At 41.3% G+C, this 20,390-nt stretch carries 17 protein-coding genes; 7 read left to right on the top strand and 10 right to left on the bottom strand.

Annotated elements, in window-relative coordinates; genetic code table 11:
* Positions 1-70: 70 nt before the first annotated feature.
* Complete coding sequence (gene ribD, locus EJN84_RS11320) at positions 71-1,138, bottom strand: bifunctional diaminohydroxyphosphoribosylaminopyrimidine deaminase/5-amino-6-(5-phosphoribosylamino)uracil reductase RibD (RefSeq protein WP_129595525.1); 1,068 nt, start codon at positions 1,136-1,138, stop codon at positions 71-73.
* A 34-nt stretch (positions 1,139-1,172) separates the two neighbouring features.
* On the opposite strand from ribD, the gene prmC reads away from it, so the two are divergent.
* The 5 genes from prmC (at position 1,173) to EJN84_RS11295 (ending at position 4,363) form a co-directional block, all read left to right on the top strand.
* A complete protein-coding gene (gene prmC, locus EJN84_RS11315) occupies positions 1,173-2,009 on the top strand; it encodes a peptide chain release factor N(5)-glutamine methyltransferase (RefSeq protein ID WP_129595524.1) in 837 nt (278 codons plus the stop codon).
* A gap of 44 nt (positions 2,010-2,053) precedes the next feature.
* Positions 2,054-2,494, top strand: a complete 441-nt coding sequence (locus EJN84_RS11310) for a regulatory protein RecX (protein WP_165004303.1) — start codon at positions 2,054-2,056, stop codon at positions 2,492-2,494.
* A 3-nt stretch (positions 2,495-2,497) separates the two neighbouring features.
* The gene (locus EJN84_RS11305; RefSeq protein ID WP_129595522.1) at positions 2,498-3,193 is read left to right on the top strand and encodes a ComF family protein; all 696 of its coding nucleotides are present in this window, start codon (positions 2,498-2,500) and stop codon (positions 3,191-3,193) included.
* 103 nt (positions 3,194-3,296) lie between these two features.
* Positions 3,297-3,944 carry an orotate phosphoribosyltransferase gene (gene pyrE / locus EJN84_RS11300; protein WP_101487247.1) on the top strand — a complete coding sequence of 216 codons (648 nt, stop codon included), beginning with the start codon at positions 3,297-3,299 and terminating at the stop codon, positions 3,942-3,944.
* On the top strand, positions 3,944-4,363 hold the full coding sequence (locus EJN84_RS11295; protein WP_129595533.1) for an SRPBCC family protein: 420 nt from the start codon (positions 3,944-3,946) through the stop codon (positions 4,361-4,363). The genes pyrE and EJN84_RS11295 overlap by 1 nt, the downstream gene beginning before the upstream one ends.
* A 69-nt stretch (positions 4,364-4,432) precedes the next feature.
* Here EJN84_RS11295 and EJN84_RS11290 read toward each other — a convergent pair whose 3' ends face one another.
* Positions 4,433-5,884: a hypothetical protein gene (locus EJN84_RS11290; RefSeq protein WP_129595521.1), complete on the bottom strand. Its 1,452-nt coding sequence runs from the start codon at positions 5,882-5,884 to the stop codon at positions 4,433-4,435.
* A 392-nt stretch (positions 5,885-6,276) separates the two neighbouring features.
* On the opposite strand from EJN84_RS11290, the gene EJN84_RS11285 reads away from it, so the two are divergent.
* Entirely contained in the window at positions 6,277-6,981 is a 705-nt protein-coding gene (locus EJN84_RS11285) for a protein-L-isoaspartate(D-aspartate) O-methyltransferase (protein WP_129595520.1), read from the top strand.
* Between the two features lie 48 nt (positions 6,982-7,029).
* A complete protein-coding gene (locus tag EJN84_RS11280) occupies positions 7,030-9,414 on the top strand; it encodes a hypothetical protein (RefSeq protein ID WP_129595519.1) in 2,385 nt (794 codons plus the stop codon).
* 58 nt (positions 9,415-9,472) lie between these two features.
* Here the strand turns inward: EJN84_RS11280 and EJN84_RS11275 are convergent, their stop codons facing one another.
* The 8 genes from EJN84_RS11275 to EJN84_RS11240 form a co-directional block, all read right to left on the bottom strand.
* The gene (locus EJN84_RS11275) at positions 9,473-10,933 is read right to left on the bottom strand and encodes an alpha-L-fucosidase (RefSeq protein WP_129595518.1); all 1,461 of its coding nucleotides are present in this window, start codon (positions 10,931-10,933) and stop codon (positions 9,473-9,475) included.
* A gap of 16 nt (positions 10,934-10,949) precedes the next feature.
* Positions 10,950-12,269, bottom strand: a complete 1,320-nt coding sequence (fucP, locus tag EJN84_RS11270) for an L-fucose:H+ symporter permease (RefSeq protein WP_129595517.1) — start codon at positions 12,267-12,269, stop codon at positions 10,950-10,952.
* A gap of 9 nt (positions 12,270-12,278) precedes the next feature.
* Positions 12,279-12,704, bottom strand: coding sequence for an L-fucose mutarotase (fucU, locus tag EJN84_RS11265; protein WP_129595516.1), 426 nt, complete (start codon positions 12,702-12,704; stop codon positions 12,279-12,281).
* A gap of 27 nt (positions 12,705-12,731) precedes the next feature.
* Complete coding sequence (fucI, locus tag EJN84_RS11260; protein ID WP_129595515.1) at positions 12,732-14,501, bottom strand: L-fucose isomerase; 1,770 nt, start codon at positions 14,499-14,501, stop codon at positions 12,732-12,734.
* Positions 14,502-14,570: 69 nt separating this feature from the next.
* Positions 14,571-15,548, bottom strand: coding sequence for a GntR family transcriptional regulator (locus tag EJN84_RS11255; protein WP_129595514.1), 978 nt, complete (start codon positions 15,546-15,548; stop codon positions 14,571-14,573).
* Positions 15,549-15,777: 229 nt separating this feature from the next.
* On the bottom strand, positions 15,778-16,530 hold the full coding sequence (locus tag EJN84_RS11250; RefSeq protein ID WP_129595513.1) for a NigD1/NigD2 family lipoprotein: 753 nt from the start codon (positions 16,528-16,530) through the stop codon (positions 15,778-15,780).
* A 97-nt stretch (positions 16,531-16,627) separates the two neighbouring features.
* Positions 16,628-18,469 carry a YgiQ family radical SAM protein gene (locus tag EJN84_RS11245; protein ID WP_262707360.1) on the bottom strand — a complete coding sequence of 614 codons (1,842 nt, stop codon included), beginning with the start codon at positions 18,467-18,469 and terminating at the stop codon, positions 16,628-16,630.
* Positions 18,466-20,187: a SulP family inorganic anion transporter gene (locus EJN84_RS11240; protein WP_129595512.1), complete on the bottom strand. Its 1,722-nt coding sequence runs from the start codon at positions 20,185-20,187 to the stop codon at positions 18,466-18,468. The genes EJN84_RS11245 and EJN84_RS11240 overlap by 4 nt, the downstream gene beginning before the upstream one ends.
* Positions 20,188-20,390: the final 203 nt, after the last annotated feature.

The following is a 20,390-nucleotide window of genomic DNA, read 5'->3' as shown; positions in this document are numbered from 1 at the left end:
TAATCTCTTAAATATTTAAGTAATGCAAAAGTATGAAGTTTTTTCGCTTCCACCACACTTAAAACGATATTTAAAGAAATTTTCGAGTTATTTTGTTCTTTAAGTGCAGTTGAATCGAACTCAAGTATTTATTGATTTCTATTTCATCACCACAAATTTTTGGCGAAAGAACCCCATTTCCTAATTTCTTTGAGGATATTTCCACAAATGCTTCATCCCACAAATGGCTGTTAATAAACGAATTGAGCAGTCGTTCGCCACCTTCAATCAAAACAGAGCAAATACCCTCGGCGTATAGTGCGTTCATTATCTGCTCGTTTACATCGTTTGTGAAATCGATGTAAATGGGTTTCACATTTTCTTTTTTCACGGGATAATCAGCGCTTTCGGTGAAGACAATGGTTGGCGATTCATCGTCGAAGATGAACGATGACGTCGGTATTTTTCGTTTTCGGTCAATCACAATGCGAGTCGGATTATTTCCAAACCAATGACGCGCAGTCAATCGTGGGTTGTCCATAATCACCGTATTGGTCCCCACCATAATTCCTTGAACGCGAGTGCGAAATTTGTGTACAATGGTGTGTGTAAGCTCATTTGAAATTTTAGCGGGAGCATTTTCGAGCAGAGATGCGCGTTGGTGATCGATGAATCCGTCTTTTGATTGGGCCCATTTCAAGATGATATAAGGTCGATTACATAGTTGATTTGTGAAAAAAACGCGATTTTGCTCTTTTGCTTCTTTTTCCATCATGCCGACCGTTACGTCGATTCCGGCTTGTTTCATTTTCAAAATGCCGTTGCCCGAAACAAGTGGATTTGGATCGGGAGTGGCAATCACCACACGAGGAATTTTTTTTTGAATGATCAGATCGGCGCAAGGCGGCGTTTTCCCATAATGAGAACATGGTTCGAGTGAAACATACATGGTCGATTCGGTCAAAAGAGATTCATCTTTCACCGATAGGATAGCGTTGACTTCGGCATGCGGGGCCCCATAGTGCCGATGATAACCTTCTCCAATAATTCGATCGTTGTGCACGATGACTGCTCCTACCATAGGATTGGGAGATGTGAATCCTTCGCCTTTTTGTGCCAATTGAAGACATCGATTCATATATGTCGCGGGTACATTCATTTTTTCTTATCTTTGTTTGTTCAACTTTTTTGTCATGCAAGATCCGTCAATCTACATATTCAGCCAATTATCGGGAATTTATCCGAAAAGCGAAATCAATTACCTGATACGAATTATTTTGCATGAAGTTTGCGGACTTTCAACCACAGATATTGCATTGCGCAAATTTAACGATTTATCGGATACCCAACTCGCCAACATTATAGAAATTACGTCGCGATTGCGTAATCACGAGCCGATTCAGTATATTTTAGGCAAAGCGGAATTTTATGATATTCTGTTGCATGTAAACCCATCGGTACTCATCCCCAGACCTGAAACTGAAGAGCTGATCGATTGGATTTTGTCCGAAAAAAAATCTTTTCGCCATATTCTTGACATTGGAACAGGCAGCGGATGTATTGCCATTGCTTTGGCCAAAAATATTTCCAAGTCCGAAATCGATGCGTGGGATATATCGCCCGAGGCGTTGGAAATGGCGAATGCAAATGCGAAAAATAACAATGTCCGAATAAATTTCAGTAAAGTTGATGTTTTGCACGACGAAATTGAATATAAAACGTATGATTTAATCGTCAGCAATCCACCTTATGTTGCAGAAAGCGAAAAACAGGCAATGGATTCAAATGTGCTCGATTTTGAGCCTCATTTGGCACTTTTTGTTCCCGATAGCGATCCTTTGCTTTTTTATCGAAAGATTGCCGATATAGCCATAAAGCTACTCATTTCCGGCGGAGAACTTTTTTTCGAAATAAATCGTGCAAAGGGAAGCGATATCGTTTCGCTGTTCACGCAAAAAGGTTTTGCAGATGTGCAATTGCGAAAAGATTTGTCGGGAAACGAGCGAATGATTAAAGCCGTAAAAAGATGATTGCGCCTAAAATACAATTGTCTGAAGAAAAAATATTTGTCAAAATGGCAACCCTATGTGCCAAGCGTGAAAGTTGCGAATCGGAGATCCGGAAGAAACTTGATCGATATGATTTGCAAGAAGATGCGGTGAAGCGTATGATAACAAGATTGGAAAAAGAAAATTACCTCAACGAAAGGCGTTATTGTCGCAGCTTCATTCATGACAAGCATCAGTTCAACAAATGGGGACGCACTAAAATAGAATTTGCTTTGCGGCAAAAACAAATTCCTTCGGAAGTAATAGCTTCAGCTTTTTCCGAATTTCCTGGTTCGTGGTTTGGCGAACCGCTTTTGGAATTGTTGCAGCGAAAATCGAAAACGATGAAAGCAAAAAACGATTTCGAAAAACGTACCAAGTTGATCCGATATGCTTTAGGGAAAGGCTACACTATGGACGAAACGCTGCGTTGTCTGGATCGTTTGTTTGAAAAAAATCAACTTTGAAAGATGAAGTTAGCATCGATATTTGAAGAATTTCTCGGACTTTTTTTCCCTGAGAGCTGTGTCGTTTGCGGTGAACCATTGTTGCAGGCTGAGGAAAATATCTGTTTGTCGTGTTTGCTCAAATTGCCGCGAACCAATAATTTTTTGGAGACGGACAATGCTGCCGAAAAGTTGCTTGCAGGCCGTTTCCCTTTCGAACGCATCGCAACTTTCTGTTATTTCACAAAGGGTGGTATTTTGCAACCCATCATTCACCAGGTCAAATACAACGGAAAGGCTCATCTCGGCGAAACTTTAGGATTGTTGTTCGGACGTGATTTGGTCGGGAGCGATTTTCTGTCTCCCATTCAACTTATTATTCCTGTGCCGCTCCATCCAAAAAAACAAAAACAGCGTGGCTACAATCAGGCCGAAATGATAGCGCGCGGAATTTCGAAAGGCACAAACATCCCGGTTTCGACAAACAATCTGGTGCGAATAGTTCATAATCCTACACAAACTAAAAGGAATAAAATGCAGCGTTGGGAGAATGTGAAAGATATTTTTACTGTAAATCACCCCGAAGAGTTTGAAAATAAGCATATCTTGCTGGTGGATGACATCATTACTACCGGATCGACGATCGAAGCTTGTGCTCATGCGCTTTTGGCATCGCGTGGCATAAAAATAAGTATTGCCACCATTGGCGAGGCCATTTGATGAGAAAAATTCATCACACTACAATTTCGGTTAACTTGCAAAATATTTGACCAAAATAATTACTTTTGTGAATAAATTTTCGTTTAAATAGATAAAGAAATAAATGAACACAATTCATCAGTTGACAGCCGAAAAACTGTTAAAGATAAAGGCCGTAAAGCTTCAGCCTTCCAATCCGTTTACTTGGGCTTCGGGTTGGAAATCGCCCATTTATTGCGACAATCGCAAATTGATGTCATATCCATCGATTCGTAATTTCATCAAAATACAGTTCGCACGCATTATTCTCGAAAAATATCCGCAAGTGGATGCCATAGCGGGTGTTGCTACCGGTGCTATCGCCCCGGGTGCTCTGGTTGCCGATTTGCTGGGACTTCCGTTCGTATATATTCGTTCTACGCCAAAAGATCACGGACTGGAAAATCTTATCGAAGGCGATTTAAAACCCAATCAGAAAGTAGTTGTAGTCGAAGACTTAGTTTCAACCGGTGGAAGCAGTCTAAAGGCGGTTGAAGCTATTCGCCGTGACGGATCGGATGTGTTGGGAATGGTCGCGATTTTTACGTATGGATTTCCAATTGCTCAAAAAAGCATGAAGGAAGCTCGGGTAGAGCTTACGACATTGTGCGATTATGACGCGATTCTCGACGAAGCGCTTCGGACAGACTATATCGATCAGGCTGAATTGAAAATTCTTCAAGACTGGCGAAAGGAACCCGAAAAATGGGGTAACGACAAAAAATCGAAATGATGGCAGAGTTTGTGAGTGATACCAAAACCATACCATACAGCGACAAAACTGTTTTCGCTGCATTATCCGACTTAAGTAAACTGGAACAAATTAAAGGCAAAATACCTGACGATAAAATCAAAGATTTCACGTTCGATAGCGACAGCTGTTCCTTTCGGATTGATCTGGTAGGGCAGGTAAGGTTTGCAGTCGTCGAACGTCAACCTAATAAGTTGGTAAAGTTTAAATCCGAAAACTTGCCTTTCGACGTTTTTTTGTGGTTGCAATTGGTTGCCAAGCAGGAAAATGATACGAAAATGCGTCTGACGGTTAAGGCTGATTTGAATCCGATTATGGAATCTATGGTTTCAAAGCCGTTGAAACAGGCAGTTGATCAAGTAGCAGACTTACTTTCGCGATTGCCTTACGATAAAATCTAAAAAACCGAATTTGCATTCGGTTTTTTAGATTAATGTTTTCTTATTCTGAAAGCCGTCTTTCGGAGTGATTTAATGTGAAGTGATTTTTTGAAGAACTGCGCCTCTCAATAGAGGAAGATGCCCACTCAAATAAAATATTTGAATCAAAAACAAGAGATCTTCAGGCATTTCATCGTAAGGGTCAAAGCTCGACATTATGCTTGAGAAACCTTCTAAATTTTTCTCATAAATAAAGTAGTAGAAACGGAGTAATGCGAGTTCAAAAAACTCCCTATATGAAATTGTTTGACGGAAAGGAAAAAGATTGGAAAACTCGAGCCATGTTTCATCCGGTACAATCATTTTATTTTGAAACTGTTCCATAAGAAATTCAGCCTTCAAAAGAGGGAAATCAGGATATTTATCGGAATATTCTTTAATCTTTTTTAATCGTTTGTCTCCGTTTTCTTCAAGCATAATTTCGTGATAGACTACTAAAGGGATTTTGCCCCATTTCTTGCGCATGTACTTCAATCTTTTTTCTTCGTCGGCATTTGTCAGATAATTCAAATCCTTGTCTGTAAATGGTTGGTCAGGAGTTAATCCGAGTGTTTCACGACTGATTAAATCGGTAACCTGAATTTTTTGCGATTCTTCTTGCCATTTTTTTACCCATTTATTCACTAAATCTTCGTCAATGAGGTCTTCTTCTAAAATATCGATGAGAGGGATCATTTTTGCGCTATCCGGTATAAAATTGTCATCGTTCGACAGTTCATCTTCATCTAAAAAATTAGTTAACTCTATAAAAAGTTTAGCATTTTCTTCAAACGAATTAGATAAATATTTGGAATAATTATCTTCAAAATCCTCATCGCCAAGTTCTTCATCGTCGATATCTTCATCATCAAAATCCTCATCGATTTCATCTAATTCCGGTGCCAGTAGATAATAGTAATTGTTCGGTCCGACTTCTTTATCGAGATGGTTCAAAATTTGCCTTGCCTTAGCATCCGAATCCAATTCTCCCTGCACATAATAAGTTTTGCCCTTTTTACCCCCGCAAGCAATATCGATAAGAGGAATTTTTTCATCGTCTTCTTCGAGCATGTATTGCGTGATTGACACAAAATCTTTATGAGGTATAAATCCTATTTCTTCCGCAAATTCTAAAGCAGCAAATATAATGTTATGTACAAGATTGTATTCAACCACTGACATAGGCATGTTTTCAGTATATTTTTTGATCATTTCGTCATATTCCCATTTCGAAATATTAAATCTGAAAAATGTGTCTTTTACGCCTAAACAAAGTAAATCAACCAAATAAAAACATACCGTGATGTTACCATTAATATGCTCTCGTGAGACAATGATATTGGCTATTCCGTTGTCGTTCCATCCGTCGTTGATCAAGCATTGGAATAACGGCAGGTTTCGAGCACGCTGACGGATATAGTTTTCGGGAGATAAAATTTTGGGAGAAGATGTTTTTTTTTGCCATTGAATTGCCAGTTTGGTTGATTTGTTGCAAAGGTACACGATAAATTTTAATCGACATAAAAATGGATAAAAAAAAATAATTTCAAATGGCGCAATTTTATAGTTTTCAATGAGTTAATCCGGTAGAGCATAGCTCAATTAATCAATTAATCAATTAATCAGTCACGTTCCTTTTTTTTCGCTGCTTTTTTTAATTTTGCGTAGTATTTTTGCTCGCAACCCGATACTCAATCATATAACCCAAAAGTCGAACAAACTATTGATTTGTTTGGAAATATAAAAATTCTTATCTTTAAGCGATTGAAATTTCAAAAAAATTCATGAGTCATTTTGGCTGTGTTGTCTAGTGTACGAAATACGAAACAAAAAATGGTTCCTCACGGAAAATACGAAATTGACTTTTTCCTGCAATGATCCAAAAAAAGAAAAACATGAAAAAATTAACCGTTCTAATTATCGTATTTACTATCGGATTTTTTTCTTCCCTTTCAGGGCAAAATAAATTCGAAATAAAAAGAAAAGAGATGGTGAACAAACAAATTCAGGCACGCGGAATTGCCGACAAAAACACCTTAAAGGCTCTGGAAGTCGTTCCCAGACATTTATTTGTTCCCGAAGAATATCTGGATCAGGCTTACGACGACGGCCCTCTACCTATCGGTTACGGACAAACCATTTCCCAGCCGTATATTGTGGCCTACATGACGGAATTACTAAATGTAGGACCCGATGATGTGGTATTGGAAATAGGAACAGGTTCAGGTTATCAGGCTGCCATTTTATCGCGGATCGTAAAAAAAGTATATACTGTTGAAATTGTTGAAGAGCTTGGCCTTGCCGCAAAAGAGCGGTTAAAAGCGCTGAATTACGATAACGTGGAAGTAAAAATAGGCGATGGTTACTATGGATGGGAAGAACATGCGCCCTACAGCGGCATCATTGTTACCTCAGCGTCGGAATATATTCCACCGCCATTGATTAAGCAATTGAAAGATAAAGGGCGTATGATTATTCCGGTGGGCTCTCCTTTCAGCGTTCAAAACCTTATGTTGGTTGAGAAATCAGGAGACAAAATCAGGACTAAAAGTCTGATTCCTGTAAGATTTGTACCTTTAACCCGACAAAGTGCACCCTAACCGCAGCAACCGATTAAGGAAAAATCGTTGAAAACAGGCAAATAAAAAATGGAATCGAACAGCCAACTATCCCTGATTCGCATCAATGTCGCAATCGGATTGATTTCAGCGGCCATCGTTGCTTTTCAATTGATATTGATGCAGATTTTGTCGTACGTTCAATGGTATCACTTTGCCTACATGATCATATCGATAGCCATGCTCGGGTTTGGTGCTGCTGGAACGTTGCTGACAATTTTCCGAAAAAAACTGGAACAAAATTATGAGGCGATTTTCCCTTTTTTATTAATTATTACTGCGATTCTTATCCCAGCTGTGGTTGGGATGGCTAATTCTAATGCTATTCGTTTCGATTCCTTACTCATCTTTCAGGATTCTCGCCACATTGGCCGATTAATCCTTACCTATTTTATCTTTTTTCTGCCTTTTCTGACAGGCGCATTGGCCATTGGACTAAGTTTTTCGAAGTTTGCCGACCGGATTGGGAAAATCTATTTTTCCAATCTCATTGGATCGGGTATCGGGGGAATCATTGCCTTAGTTTTCATGCAATGGGTAATTCCCGAACAACAACCTTTTTTCGTAGCTTTGCCGGCCTTTTTAGCCGGAATGGTCGCAATTCCAAAAAATGCAAAGCCATTTCTTCGGATTACTCTGCCTTTTTCGGCAATCATATTGTTGATTCTATTCTTTTATCCGCCCAAACTTATCCCGTCCGAATATAAAGATATCAGCAAAACCATGCTGTTGCCCGAGTCCACGGTCGATTACAAGAAGTCCTCTCCTCACGGACTTGTAGAGATCGTTTCATCGCCGGTACTGCGTTTTGCCCCCGGGGTAAGTCTTACTTATCAGGAGCCTTTCCCTGTACGAAAAACCGTTTTTAATAACGGAAACTGGGCTGGGAGTCTTCTACCGCACCCCTTAATGCAAAACCAAACCAGTATCCTTGACTATACCTCGCAAGCCTTGCCTTATCATATCGGAAAAATTAAAAACGCTTTGATCCTTGATGCCGGAACAGGGGAAAATGTGTTGCTGGCATCATCGCATCAGGTGACCCATATTACCGCTAACGAAGCCAATGCAGAAATCTTTCGATTGCTCCAAAACTCTTTCGAAGACTTTTCGCAAGTTCAGCTCCATCAAACCATGTCGCGAACTTTACTTATTTCCGACACGATGAGGTACGATTTGATAGAACTTCCGGTTATCGGTTCGTTTTTCGGCAATTCGGGTCTGAATGCTGTTGAGCCCCGATACGAATTAACCATAGAATCTTTACAAGAAATGTGGCACAAGCTTTCGGAAAAAGGAATGATCTCATTGAGCTGCTGGATGGATTATCCGGTGAGAAACGCTTATCGGCTTTTATCCACGATTAGTCTTCTTCTCGAAAAAAATGAAATCGAGAATCACCGGCAACATGTTGTTGGTATTCGAAGTTGGGGTGCGGTTACTTTTCTGGTAAAAAAATCGCCATTTAGCACGGAAGAGATAATTAACGTTCATCGGTTTTGCGAAAACAGGATGTTTGATCCGCTGATCTTGCCCGAAACTCAAGCGATCGATCGTGATAAATTTAACATGCTTCAGGATACGACTTTTTTTACCAACGTTGACCAACTGCTATCTCCCAATAAAAATACATTTATCCGACAATATCCTTATCGGATATACCCGACCACCGACGATCGGCCGTTTTTCTTTCAGTTTATCCGTTTTAAGCAAATTCCGGCGCTGATTTCTTCCATTCAAGAAAAAAATTTCCCTTTTTTGGATATCGGCTATGTCCTGGTAATTCTTACCTTTATTCAAATTATCATTCTCGCCGCTATTTTTATTCTTTTCCCCCTATCTTTCAGAAAATGGAAAGGTAAAAACAAGAAATGGGTTTTCGTGTATTTCAGCATATTGGGCTTGGCATACATGTTTCTGGAAATGGTTTTTATTCAACAATTTACATTCTATTTTGGCGAGCCTGCCTATGCAACGGCTGCAACGCTCACTATATTGCTATTTACTTCAGGATTAGGTAGTTATTATTCATCTGGTCTGCGAAATACCCCAAAAATACGTATGGCATTACCCATCATAGTTGCTGCAATACTCATTTTATATACGTTTGTCTTATCTCCTATTTTGTCGGCTACCATTGGAGCTGCTTTACCTCTTAAAATACTGATTGCAACGATTTTATTAGGCATCTTGGGTTTCTTCTTAGGAATGCCTTTCCCTATCGGTATTGACTATTTGTCAGAAAAAAGGGACGATGATATTCCTTGGGCGTGGGCTTTTAACGGTTACTTTTCGGTAATCAGTACCGTTTTAGCAACCATTATTTCAGTTGAAGCGGGTTACCTATGGTTAGTATGGATTGCAGCTTTCCTCTATGCTTCGGCAGGCATCTCCAATTTATGGCTCAAGGAATGATTTGATTTTGAAATTTTTAGGCTGTTGCCTCGCGGAAAGCAAGATCATCATTCAGTCGTTAAAAAATTTCCACATTTGATAAGACCGGACAGGCCTTCGAATCGCGAATGGTTACTTTTATTTTCTGTGTCTCGATCGGATCGATTTTCAAGATTTTTTTGTAACCGATGGTTGTTCCCTGTGCGATTTGTTGCCATTGATTATTTTTCCAAGCTTCCACGGCGAACGATTTGACGCGTTGCCCGAGTTTGATATATTCCTGCAAAACGATGTATGTAACTTGTTTCGGATCTTTCAAGTCGATTACGAAACTTGCCGTTTTCGTGTTGTCGTCGGTTGCCCAATAGGTGTTTTTGTCTCCGTCAATAAGATTTTTGGCGGCATAAGTTTTGGATTTTCCACGAACATTATCGGCTTCGATGGCAGCATTTTTCGCTAAGTTATCGGCAAATACCGAATCTCGAAGATGTTTGAATCCGACCAACGATTTTACGTCATTTTCATGAATCAATCCACGTCGATCGGGTGGTACATTCAGCAACAACACCGAACCTCTTCCCACCGAGGTCAGATAGATTTCGAAAAGACGTTCGGGAGATTTCACCAACGAATCTTCCTTTTGATGATAAAACCATCCCGGCCGGATTGAAACGTCGACTTCCGCAGGAATCCATCGTGTCCCGTTTTCAGATCCGGTGCTCAAGAGATTGCCAATATCGGCCTTGCCGGGGTAGAGTGTATCGGGAGTAATCGTATTCCAGTTGGTTTCACCCGCAAGACCCTGTTCGTTGCCAACCCATCGAATGTCAGGCCCGGCATCACTGAAAAAAAGCACTTGTGGTTGTATTTGTCGAACCATTTCGAGTGTTGTAGGCCAATCGTAATAAGTCTTGCGATCAATCTGCCTAACTTCTCTTTTACCCCCATAATAACCGTCGCCTCCGTTGGCACCGTCGAACCACATTTCGAAAATTGGACCATAGCCGGTGAACAATTCTTTGAGCTGATTGCGGTAGTAAGTGATATATTCGGGCTTACCATAATCTTTGTGATTGCGATCCCATGGCGAAAGGTAAACACCAAATTTTAGTCCGTATTTTTTAGTCGATTCGCTCACTTCTTTCACGATATCTCCTTTCCCGTTTTTGTATGGGCTGTTTTTGATCGAATGTTCCGTGTAAGCCGAAGGCCACAGACAAAATCCATCGTGATGTTTACAGGTAAGTATTACGCCTTTCATCCCTGCATTTTTGAGCGTCGAAATCCATTGATCGGTATTCAAGTCAGTGGGATTGAAAATACTCTCTTTTTCGTCGCCATAGCCCCATTCCAGGTCGGTAAAGGTATTTGTCGTGAAATGGATGAAAGCGTTCATCTCCATTTCGTGCCACGCCAGTTGTTCGTCCGTTGGAACCGGTAAAACGGGCGACGGAGGAGCGACTGATTTAGTGGAGTTGCAAGAAGTGTACAAAAATATAATCGGAATCAACAAATTTAATTTGAATTCGGGGAGTTTCATTTTGAGAACGTTGAATTTATAAAGTGATACTTCTTTTGAAAGCCCTATTTCCATACCATGCCACGACCACAAAGCAAATCAATGGGAGTATGAACGAGGCATTGACAGCAGGGAAAGATGTCCCGATCGTTCCCATATCAATGATTCGTGCTTGAAGCGGTGGCAAAACCGAACCTCCTAAAATAGCCATGATCAGGCCTGCTGCACCAAATTTGGCATCTTCGCCCATTCCTCTGAGTGCGATTCCGTAGATGGTTGGGAACATCAGCGACATGCAGGCCGATACTCCTACCAGGCAATATAGCCCTTTGATGTCCCGGAAAAATATGACGCCGAGAGTTAAAATTCCCGCCGCAACGGCAAATGCACGAATCATTTTTCCCGGGCTGAAGAATTTCATCAGATAAGTAGCAATGAAACGACTGGTGCAAAAAATGATCATTGCCGCGATATTGTATTTTTGCGACAGCACTTCTGCGGCTTGCTCTTCCATACCCTGTGTCATGAATACACGCGTACCATATTGGATGATAAATGTCCAGCACATAATTTGAGCTCCCACGTAAAAAAATTGTGCGATGACGCCTTCGCGATAATTTGGAACAGAAAAAATTCGTTTGAGTGCTGCACCTAATTTTAAATTTTTGTCTTTATCGGCATTTTTTGGCATACGTACGAGCAAGATGATAAGAAACATCATCAAAACTATTAATCCTATCACCAGATAAGGCTCAATGAGTATCGACAAATCCGATTGTTTGATTGCCTCGAACTCGATGTTCGAAAGGTTGGCTCGTTCCGCGGTACTCAGCGGGTTGAGCCTTGCCTGAATGAAATTCATGGCCACAAACATTCCCACGAGTGAGCCGACCGGGTTGAAGGATTGCGCCAAATTGAGCCTGCGCGTAGCATTTTCTTCCGGACCCATCGTGAGAATGTAGGGATTGGCACTGGTTTCCAAAAACGACAATCCGCACGTGAGGATGAAATAGGCAAGTAGAAATGGATAGTAGCTGCCTGTCATCTTTGCCGGAAAAAATAGAAATGCGCCAATTGCATAGAGTGTCAAACCCATCAAAATTCCCGATTTGTAAGAAAATTTTTTTATGAATAATGCAGCGGGGAAGGCCATTGCAAAATATCCTCCATAGAAAGCGACCTGTACCAGCGCACCTTGTGTCACATTCATTCTGAAAATCTTCGAAAAGGATTTTACCATCGGGTTGGTAATGTCGTTGGCGAATCCCCAAAGCGCGAAACAGGAAGTGATAAGAATAAACGGCACAATATAATTTACCCCATTATGTTTGAGAAGAGGCTGTTTGTTTGTTTCCATCTCATTAGTCTATTTAACGACTCCTTTTTTGAGGATAATGTTTGCATACAATGCTTCTTCGCCTGAGGCCAATACTGCGAATGCGGTTTTTGCTCTTTCATAAAAAGCAAATCGTTCGAGATATCCGATAGCGAATTTTTCTCCGGATTTTTCAAGAATTTTCGTGTATTGTTTCCAAATTTCCGGATTGTAATTGTCTCCCGGAACCACTTCCATCAAATAAATCTGATGTTCTGCGTACGTATCGAGCGGGAACAGTTGCAGGATGGCTTGCAAAAGTTCGGTACCCGATAATCCGTCGGCCCGAATCACGTTTTTTGAAATCGATTCGCAAGGAAAATTTCCGTCGGCAATCACGATTTCGTCGCCATGTCCCATTTCCATAAGTGTTTTTACTAACTGCGGCGAAAGTATTTTGGGTATATTTTTAAGCATAAGATTAAATTGTTTTTTCGTTTATCGCTATTTGTAAATTGGTCCAAAATTTGCGCAAGCGCGATAGTCGGCTCCTTCTTTTTCCATACCGAAAGCGTTCCATGCAGCCGGACGGAAAATTTTATCCTCGTCGACGTTATGCATGCAAACCGGAATGCGCAGCATCGAAGCAAGCGTAATCAAATCCTGTCCGATATGTCCGTAGCTGATAGCTCCATGATTGGCGCCCCAATTGTTCATCACAGAATATACATCTTTGAAAGCGCCTTTGCCGGTCAGTCGGGGTGCAAACCAGGTTGTAGGCCAGGTTTTGTCGGTACGTTTGTTGATGATTTCGAAAATTTCCGGATCAACGTCCACTGTCCAGCCTTCGGCTAATTGCAAAACCGGCCCTTGTCCGTCCACGATATTTACACGCGACATGGTAACGGGCATTCCGCCTCGAGACAAAAAAGTTGAGGAAAAACCGCCTCCTCTGAAATAATCTCGATCAGCGGGAGACCATCGAGTCGCTGCCAGACATGCCTCCACTTCTTCCTGCATGATGTTCCACGGCTCTTTCATCGCTGGTAGGCCGTCCTGATTTTGACGTCCTGTTCCGTCAAGGGTTGTGGCGCCGGAGTTGATGAGGTGGATAATGCCGTTTGCGGCCAACCCGGTCAACTCCTTTCCGGTAACGCGTTTCACGGATTGTGGGCTCCAATAAGTTCTGACATCCGAAAAGATTTGAGCTTTGTTGGTGAGCAGATGATTGAAAAGCATGGCAACGCCATTCAGCGAATCGTTTTCGGTAGCCAACAGAATAGCTTCTCTGATGCCGTTCCAGTCGAAGGAACTGTTCAGAATAGTTTCCATAAAATCGCCGTTCGGCAAAAAATCGGTCCACTGTCTTTGTCCCTGAAATCCGCCCAAAATGGCATTATGCCCGATGGCTTCTTCCTTGAATCCCATTTCTTTGAGTTTTGGATTGCCTTTGAGCAAATCTTTCACGATAATGGTCATTTTCACCACAAATTCCCAATCTTTATCTTTTTCTTCGCGACTTTTTTGTTTTTCGGGACGATTATAGTCTGTTCCTTCGTTCGGTTTGCAATATTTTTCGACCCAAGTCATCGCTTTTTCGAATTCGGCCGGGTCGTAAATGCCCTCTTTCATGCGGCGAAGGATTTCGGTGGAATCCACCGATTCGTTTCGCATGCCGAGATATTTTTGAAAGAAATCGGGGTTAACAATCGATCCGGCAATACCCATGGCCACACTTCCAATCGACAGATACGATTTTCCGCGCATGGTAGCGGTAGCTTGTGCAGCGCGGGCAAAACGAAGGATCTTTTCCGCAACGTCGTCGGGAATTGAATTGTCGTCGATATCCTGAATTTCGCTTCCATAAATTCCGAAAGCAGGCAATCCTTTTTGAGCATGCGCTGCAAGCACTGCTGCCAGATATACCGCTCCGGGACGTTCCGTGCCGTTGAATCCCCAAACGGCTTTCGGATAGTGTGGATTCATATCCATAGTTTCCGAACCGTAACACCAGCAGGAAGTTACGGTGATGGTTGATCCCACGCCTTCGCGTTCGAATTTTTCGGCGCAAGCGGCGCTTTCGCCAACGCGACCGATGGTGCCATCGGCAATGACGCATTCCACAGGGCTTCCATCGCTGTTTTTCAGATTACTGTTGATGAGATTGGCCACGGCTCCGGCCAGATTCATCGTTTTTTCTTCGAGACTTTCTCTCACTCCGCCCTGTCGTCCGTCGATTGTCGGGCGAATGCCAATTTTTGGATAAGTTTTCATGATGCGTAAAATGAATGATTCGTTATTTTTTTAATTTTGTGTGTTTTAATAAATCTTGATGGTATCGGTTCAAATGGAATTTTGTCGATAAACCCGCGTTGGCAAATATTGCTGAATTTTTTCCCCCGTCAACACAAAATCAGCTGCCAGACTGCCCATCAGGTTGAAATCGATGCTGAATGACGGAATGCCGTCTCCGATAATTTCATAAAAAGGATTTTCGTTGTATGCAATCAATCCGAAATCTGTTCCCATCACAAGATTTTGTTCTTTCCCGCGCTTGATAATTTCTACTACATCCATTTGTTTGATGATAATGTAACAGCATTTTTCGCTTATAGACTCGGGTACTTCGTCCAGGATTTCCGACAGGAATCCGTAATCGTAGCAGAATCGGGAAAAATATTCTTTGCTGCTTTGCGGATGTTTGTGTTGTTTATTGAGAATAAAAATCAGTTTTCGATATTTTGACAATTGGTCTTTCACACTTGCCAAAGCGTTGTAAAATCCTTCGTCGAAATCCTGGCAGATATAGGAATATTCCGATTTTTCGAATTTTCCGAAATCGAGCAGCAGCAGGCGGTCGGGATCGATTTGTTTGAGTAATGGCGAAAGGACATCGTTTTCGTAGTTCATTACCAAATATTTGTTGTATCGACCATAAGCATCTTTTATGATGGAATTAAACAGCGTTTTATTATATTGGTGAAACCACAAATCGACTTTATAGGATAGAGGCATTTTCTTGATCAAGGTATTATAAAGCGATTCCTTGAAAGGCGTGTATTCATCGAGAAGCAGCAGGATGTTGGATGTGTTTTTTGTAACGAAATAGCTTTTGCCGTGAATGGAATCGATGAGGCCTTTCTTTTTGAGAATTTTGAATGCCTTGAAAACCGTATCTCGCGAAACATGAAATTTTTGACTCAGGAAATTAATCGATGGAAGTTCGTCTCCCACTTTTAGCTCATTGGCCGATATCGAATCTTGCAAATAATCCGAAAGTTGTTGTACCTTTGTGTTTTTGCCATTAAAATTTAATTCCATGGAATCGAATGTTTTACTGTTCTGAACTGTGCTGACAAAAATAGAAAATAGAAACGAATAATTATAAAATAATTATATGTTTTTCAACATGTTTTGAAGTTAAATTAATAACATACGGGTTGTCAGAAAAACAAAATAATAACCGGCAGCACTCTTCACAGAGTTTTGCCGGTTTTTTTGGAAAATCAAAAAGTCATATAAGAAATAGAACTAATCAACATTGTTCCGGTTAATAAAATTCGAACGAAGACACAACCAATGTATTTTTTGATTTTGTTGCATTTTCTGTCGAGTTTTCCCCGTATTTGTAAACGATGTCATAAGTGACGTCATCGCCCGTATTCCAATCCAATACTTTGATGGCGAATGTAACTGAATCGGTCGAGTTGTTTTGATAGGGTTTCAAATCGAAACACACAAGTCCGTCATATAGGCGGTTACTGGTGCTACCGTATGCATTGTGCCTAAATTCGAGATGAATTTTTCCATCCTGCGGATCAGGAATAAGTGAATTTTCGACTAGGTTGATGGCATGAGGACGAATTCCACCGTAATTAAACGAGAAATCTACATTCAAATAGTGATTTCCGATCCACATATCGTTTATCTTCACCGGATCATTTCCGATGCTGTCGGCATTTGTAGCAGTAAGTACAATGGTTTTTTTTGTCAGAATGTCCCAAATATAGTTGATCCTGATATAATGATCGAATCCATCTTTTTGATCTGAAAGGATGGAATAGTTTAAGAGAATGCGTTGACCTTTCTCGGGTAAATATTGGATATCTGATGCAGCAGGCCACAATGTACTCCCATCGTCGAGAATAAACCAATAAGCACTCGAATTGTTATCTGTTTCAACGGTAGCTATATCTACCCAAAAATCGCCCAGCGAATAGTCATCACTGTCATCGCATGATTGCAAACCGATTGCAACGAACATGGCCAATGTAATCATTCCTAAAATAAATTTCCTTTTCATGTCTTATCCTTTTTTTGGAATTTCATACAAATAAAAGATGATAAACTCCCAAAAACGTTGCATCAAAAGGACAATTATTTTTCGGATTAATCTTTGTTTATCCTTTGGGGTAAAGTTTTTGAATCAGATCGGATCGATTCATTTTTTTAAGTTCGCGAATGATAGCTTTTTTGTATTGTGGATCGTGCCAAAAAAAGAATTGTCGTTGCGCATTTTTTTCTTCTTTAGTTTTGGCCGTATAAATGGGTTCGAGCGTGTAGGGATGCACGCCGGTATAGTAAATTTCGGTAGCCAGCGTCATGGGTGAGGGCGTGAAATCTTGCACTTGCTCGAGCTTGAAGTTCAGATTTTTGGTAATGACGGCAAGTTCGGCCATATCCTCTTCGGTGCAACCGGGATGCGACGAGATGAAATAGGGAATTAATTGCTGGTTGAGATGATATTTTTTGTTGGTATCGTCAAAAATTTTGTTCAGTCGGAAAAACTGCTCGAACGAAGGTTTACGCATGATGTTGAGTGTCTTGTCCGAAGTATGCTCCGGAGCAACTTTCAACCTTCCCGAAACATGGTTTCGGATGAGTTCGACTGTATATTTTTCGGCGGCTGCATTTGCTTTCTCATCTTTGCCGCGATGGAGCAATAAATCATAGCGAATGCCGCTTCCGATGAAGGATTTTTTAATTTCGGGCATTTCGTCCACTGCATGGTAAATATCGAGCAAATCGGAATGATCGGTGTTGAGGTTTGGGCAGATTCGGGGAAAAATGCACGAGGGCTTTTTACATTTTTCGCACACCGACAAGTCTTTGCCTGCCATTCGATACATATTTGCCGACGGGCCGCCCAAATCGCTTAGGTATCCTTTGAAATCGGGCATTGAAGAAATTTTTTTCACTTCCTCGAGAATCGATTTTTTCGATCGCGAAGCGATGAATTTTCCCTGATGCGCCGAAATCGTACAAAAAGCACAACCACCAAAGCATCCCCGATGCGTATTTACCGAAAATTTAATCATTTCGTAGGCCGGAATGTGCTTGTCTTTGTATTTGGGATGGGGTAGGCGAGTGTAGGGCAAATCAAACGAAGCGTCGATCTCTTTTTCGCTCATAGGCGGGAATGGCGGATTCACCACAATTGTTGCATCATTCACATCCTGCAAGATGCGGGCTGCATGAATGCGGTTGGATTGTTCTTCGACGATGCGAAAGTTTTTTGCCTGTTTGATTTTATCTTTCAAGCATTCTTCATGTGAATAAAGACGTATTTCTTCCTCGAATGGGTTTAGTGGAATGGCATTTTTAGGCCTTGCGATCGCCGTTTGGGGAATATCGGTAATTTCACCGATTTTTTTCCCGGTTTTCAACTCGCTTACAATTTGTCGGAGCGGTAACTCGCCCATGCCATACACCAAAATATCGGCGCCCGTATCCATCAAAATACTTTTGTGCAGTTTGTCGTCCCAATAGTCGTAATGGGTGATGCGACGAAGTGAACCTTCGATTCCCCCCAAAACGATAGGTACTTCGGGAAACAGTTTTTTCAAAATATTGCAATAGACAATGGTTGCCCTGTCAGGGCGCATTCCTGTTTTGCCATCGGCAGTGTAAGCGTCGTTCGATCGCAATCGCTTGTTGGCTGTGTAATGGTTGATCATCGAATCCATCACGCCGGCCGAAACTCCGAAAAACAAGCGTGGTACGCCCAATTTGCGAAAGTCCCGCAAATCGTCGCGCCAATTTGGTTGAGGGACAATTGCCACACGCAAGCCTTCACGTTCGAGCAGTCGTCCGATGACTGCCGCACCAAACGAAGGATGGTCGATGTAGGCATCGCCCGAGAAAATGATGGCGTCCAGATAGTCCCACCCACGAAGTTCCATTTCTTTTTTTGTCGTAGGCAACCAGTCGGTGAGTCGATATGTTGTTTTATTTGAAATCAATTTTCTGTTGAATGTGAATTATTTTTCCGGGCAGAAAGCAAACGTGCTCTTTCGAGAGCCAGATGTATATCGGAACATATATTATCATCTCCGATAATGGATGGAATATTCGATTTGTAAAGACTTGAACGAACCTGATCGTTTACACCCGAAAGAATAACCTGAATTTTTTCTTTTCGTGAATTTTTGCAAAGGTCTTCAAGATTCTTCAATCCGGTTGAATCGATAAACGGTACCTTTCGCATTCTGATTATTCGTATTTGTGGTCTTTCGCCAAGTTCCCTCATCAATTCATCGAACCGGTTTGCTACGCCAAAGAAAAAAGGGCCTTCAATTTCATATATATCCACGTTCTTAGGTAGATATAGGATGTCTTTTTCTGAATGAATTATTTTTGACTCGGTTTCTTTCGAAAGATCAAGCTTATCGGAAATAACAGAAATGCGGGTACTCTCGGAAACTCGCTTGAGAAAAAGAAAAACCGCCAGCAATAAACCTATCTCAATAGCGATCGTCAGGTCGAAAACCACTGTAAGGGTGAAAGTCGTGATTAGTACGGCCAGATTGGATTTTGATTGTTTTGCTTGAGCAACAAAAATTCTCCACTCGCTCATATTGTACGAAACTATTACTAAGATTCCCGCAAGACAAGCCATCGGAATATGTTTTGTGAGATCTCCCAAAAACAAAACAACAAATAAAAGCACAATAGCATGAATGATTCCTGCTACGGGCGTTTTTCCTCCGTTGTTGATGTTGGTCATTGTTCGAGCAATGGCTCCCGTGGCCGGAATTCCTCCAAAAAAAGGCGTAACAATATTGGCTGCTCCCTGGGCTACTAATTCCATATTCGAATTATGTTTTTGACCTGTGGCACCATCAGCTACCGTAGCCGAGAGGAGAGATTCGATAGCACCCAGCATAGCGATTGTGAATGCTGACGGAAAAAGTGTTCTTACGCTCGTCAAATCCAGCCCTATAGGTTTAAATTCGGGCAATCGACTATCGATAGTGAATCTGTCCCCAATGGTTTCAATTCCTTGTATTCCAAAATATTTTTTTAACAGAAATGCTCCTACTGTCATAACAACCAACGCAACGAGCGATCCGGGAATTTTCTTCGATATTTTAGTAGTTCCCTGTATAATAATGATGCTGACTATACCAATCAAGGCTGCCCACAAGTTGATTTGATTAAAATGTTGAAAATAAGAAGTCCACTTTTGAAAAAAATCCGATGGAATTTTTTCTATTCCCAATCCAAACAAGTCGTTGATTTGAGTGGAAAAAATGGTGAGAGCGATGCCCGAAGTAAAACCTACGACTATCGGGTAAGGTATGTACTGGATAACAGATCCGAGTTTGAGAAATCCCATCAAAAGAAGCATGATTCCCGCCAAAACAGTTGCGATGGCCAGTCCTTCTGCTCCATAATTTTCGACGATTCCGTAAACTATAACGATGAAAGCGCCTGTCGGCCCGCCGATCTGAACATTGCTTCCACCAAGGAATGATACGATAAATCCTGCGATGACTGCGGTATAAATTCCTTTCTCGGGAGAAACCCCCGATGCGATACCGAAAGCTATCGCCAAAGGAAGTGCCACTATACCGACGATTACGCCGGCAAGCAGATCTGCAGTAAATTTTTCTCGATTGTAATCCTGCAGAGCAACAAACAATGCAGGTTGATATGCTTTCAATATATCTAATTTCATTCGGGCAATATTCTTTGAAAAAAATTGGATACAAAAATACATGATAATTTTCAATTGAGGCAAAGACTGATGAAATTCGCCTTCATCAATCAACGAGAGAAAAATTCAAGCAGAAAGTTGCAAGTTTTCGAGCAAAGGTTCGAAGATTGTCAGCGCAGAGCAACGAGAAAATGCCGGTAACCATTATCTCGGAAGAATAGAAC

Source organism: Seramator thermalis (genome assembly GCF_004138125.1).
In the GTDB taxonomy this organism is placed as follows: Bacteria; Bacteroidota; Bacteroidia; order Bacteroidales; family Dysgonomonadaceae; genus Seramator; species Seramator thermalis.
This window is presented reverse-complemented; position numbering and strand designations above follow the sequence as displayed.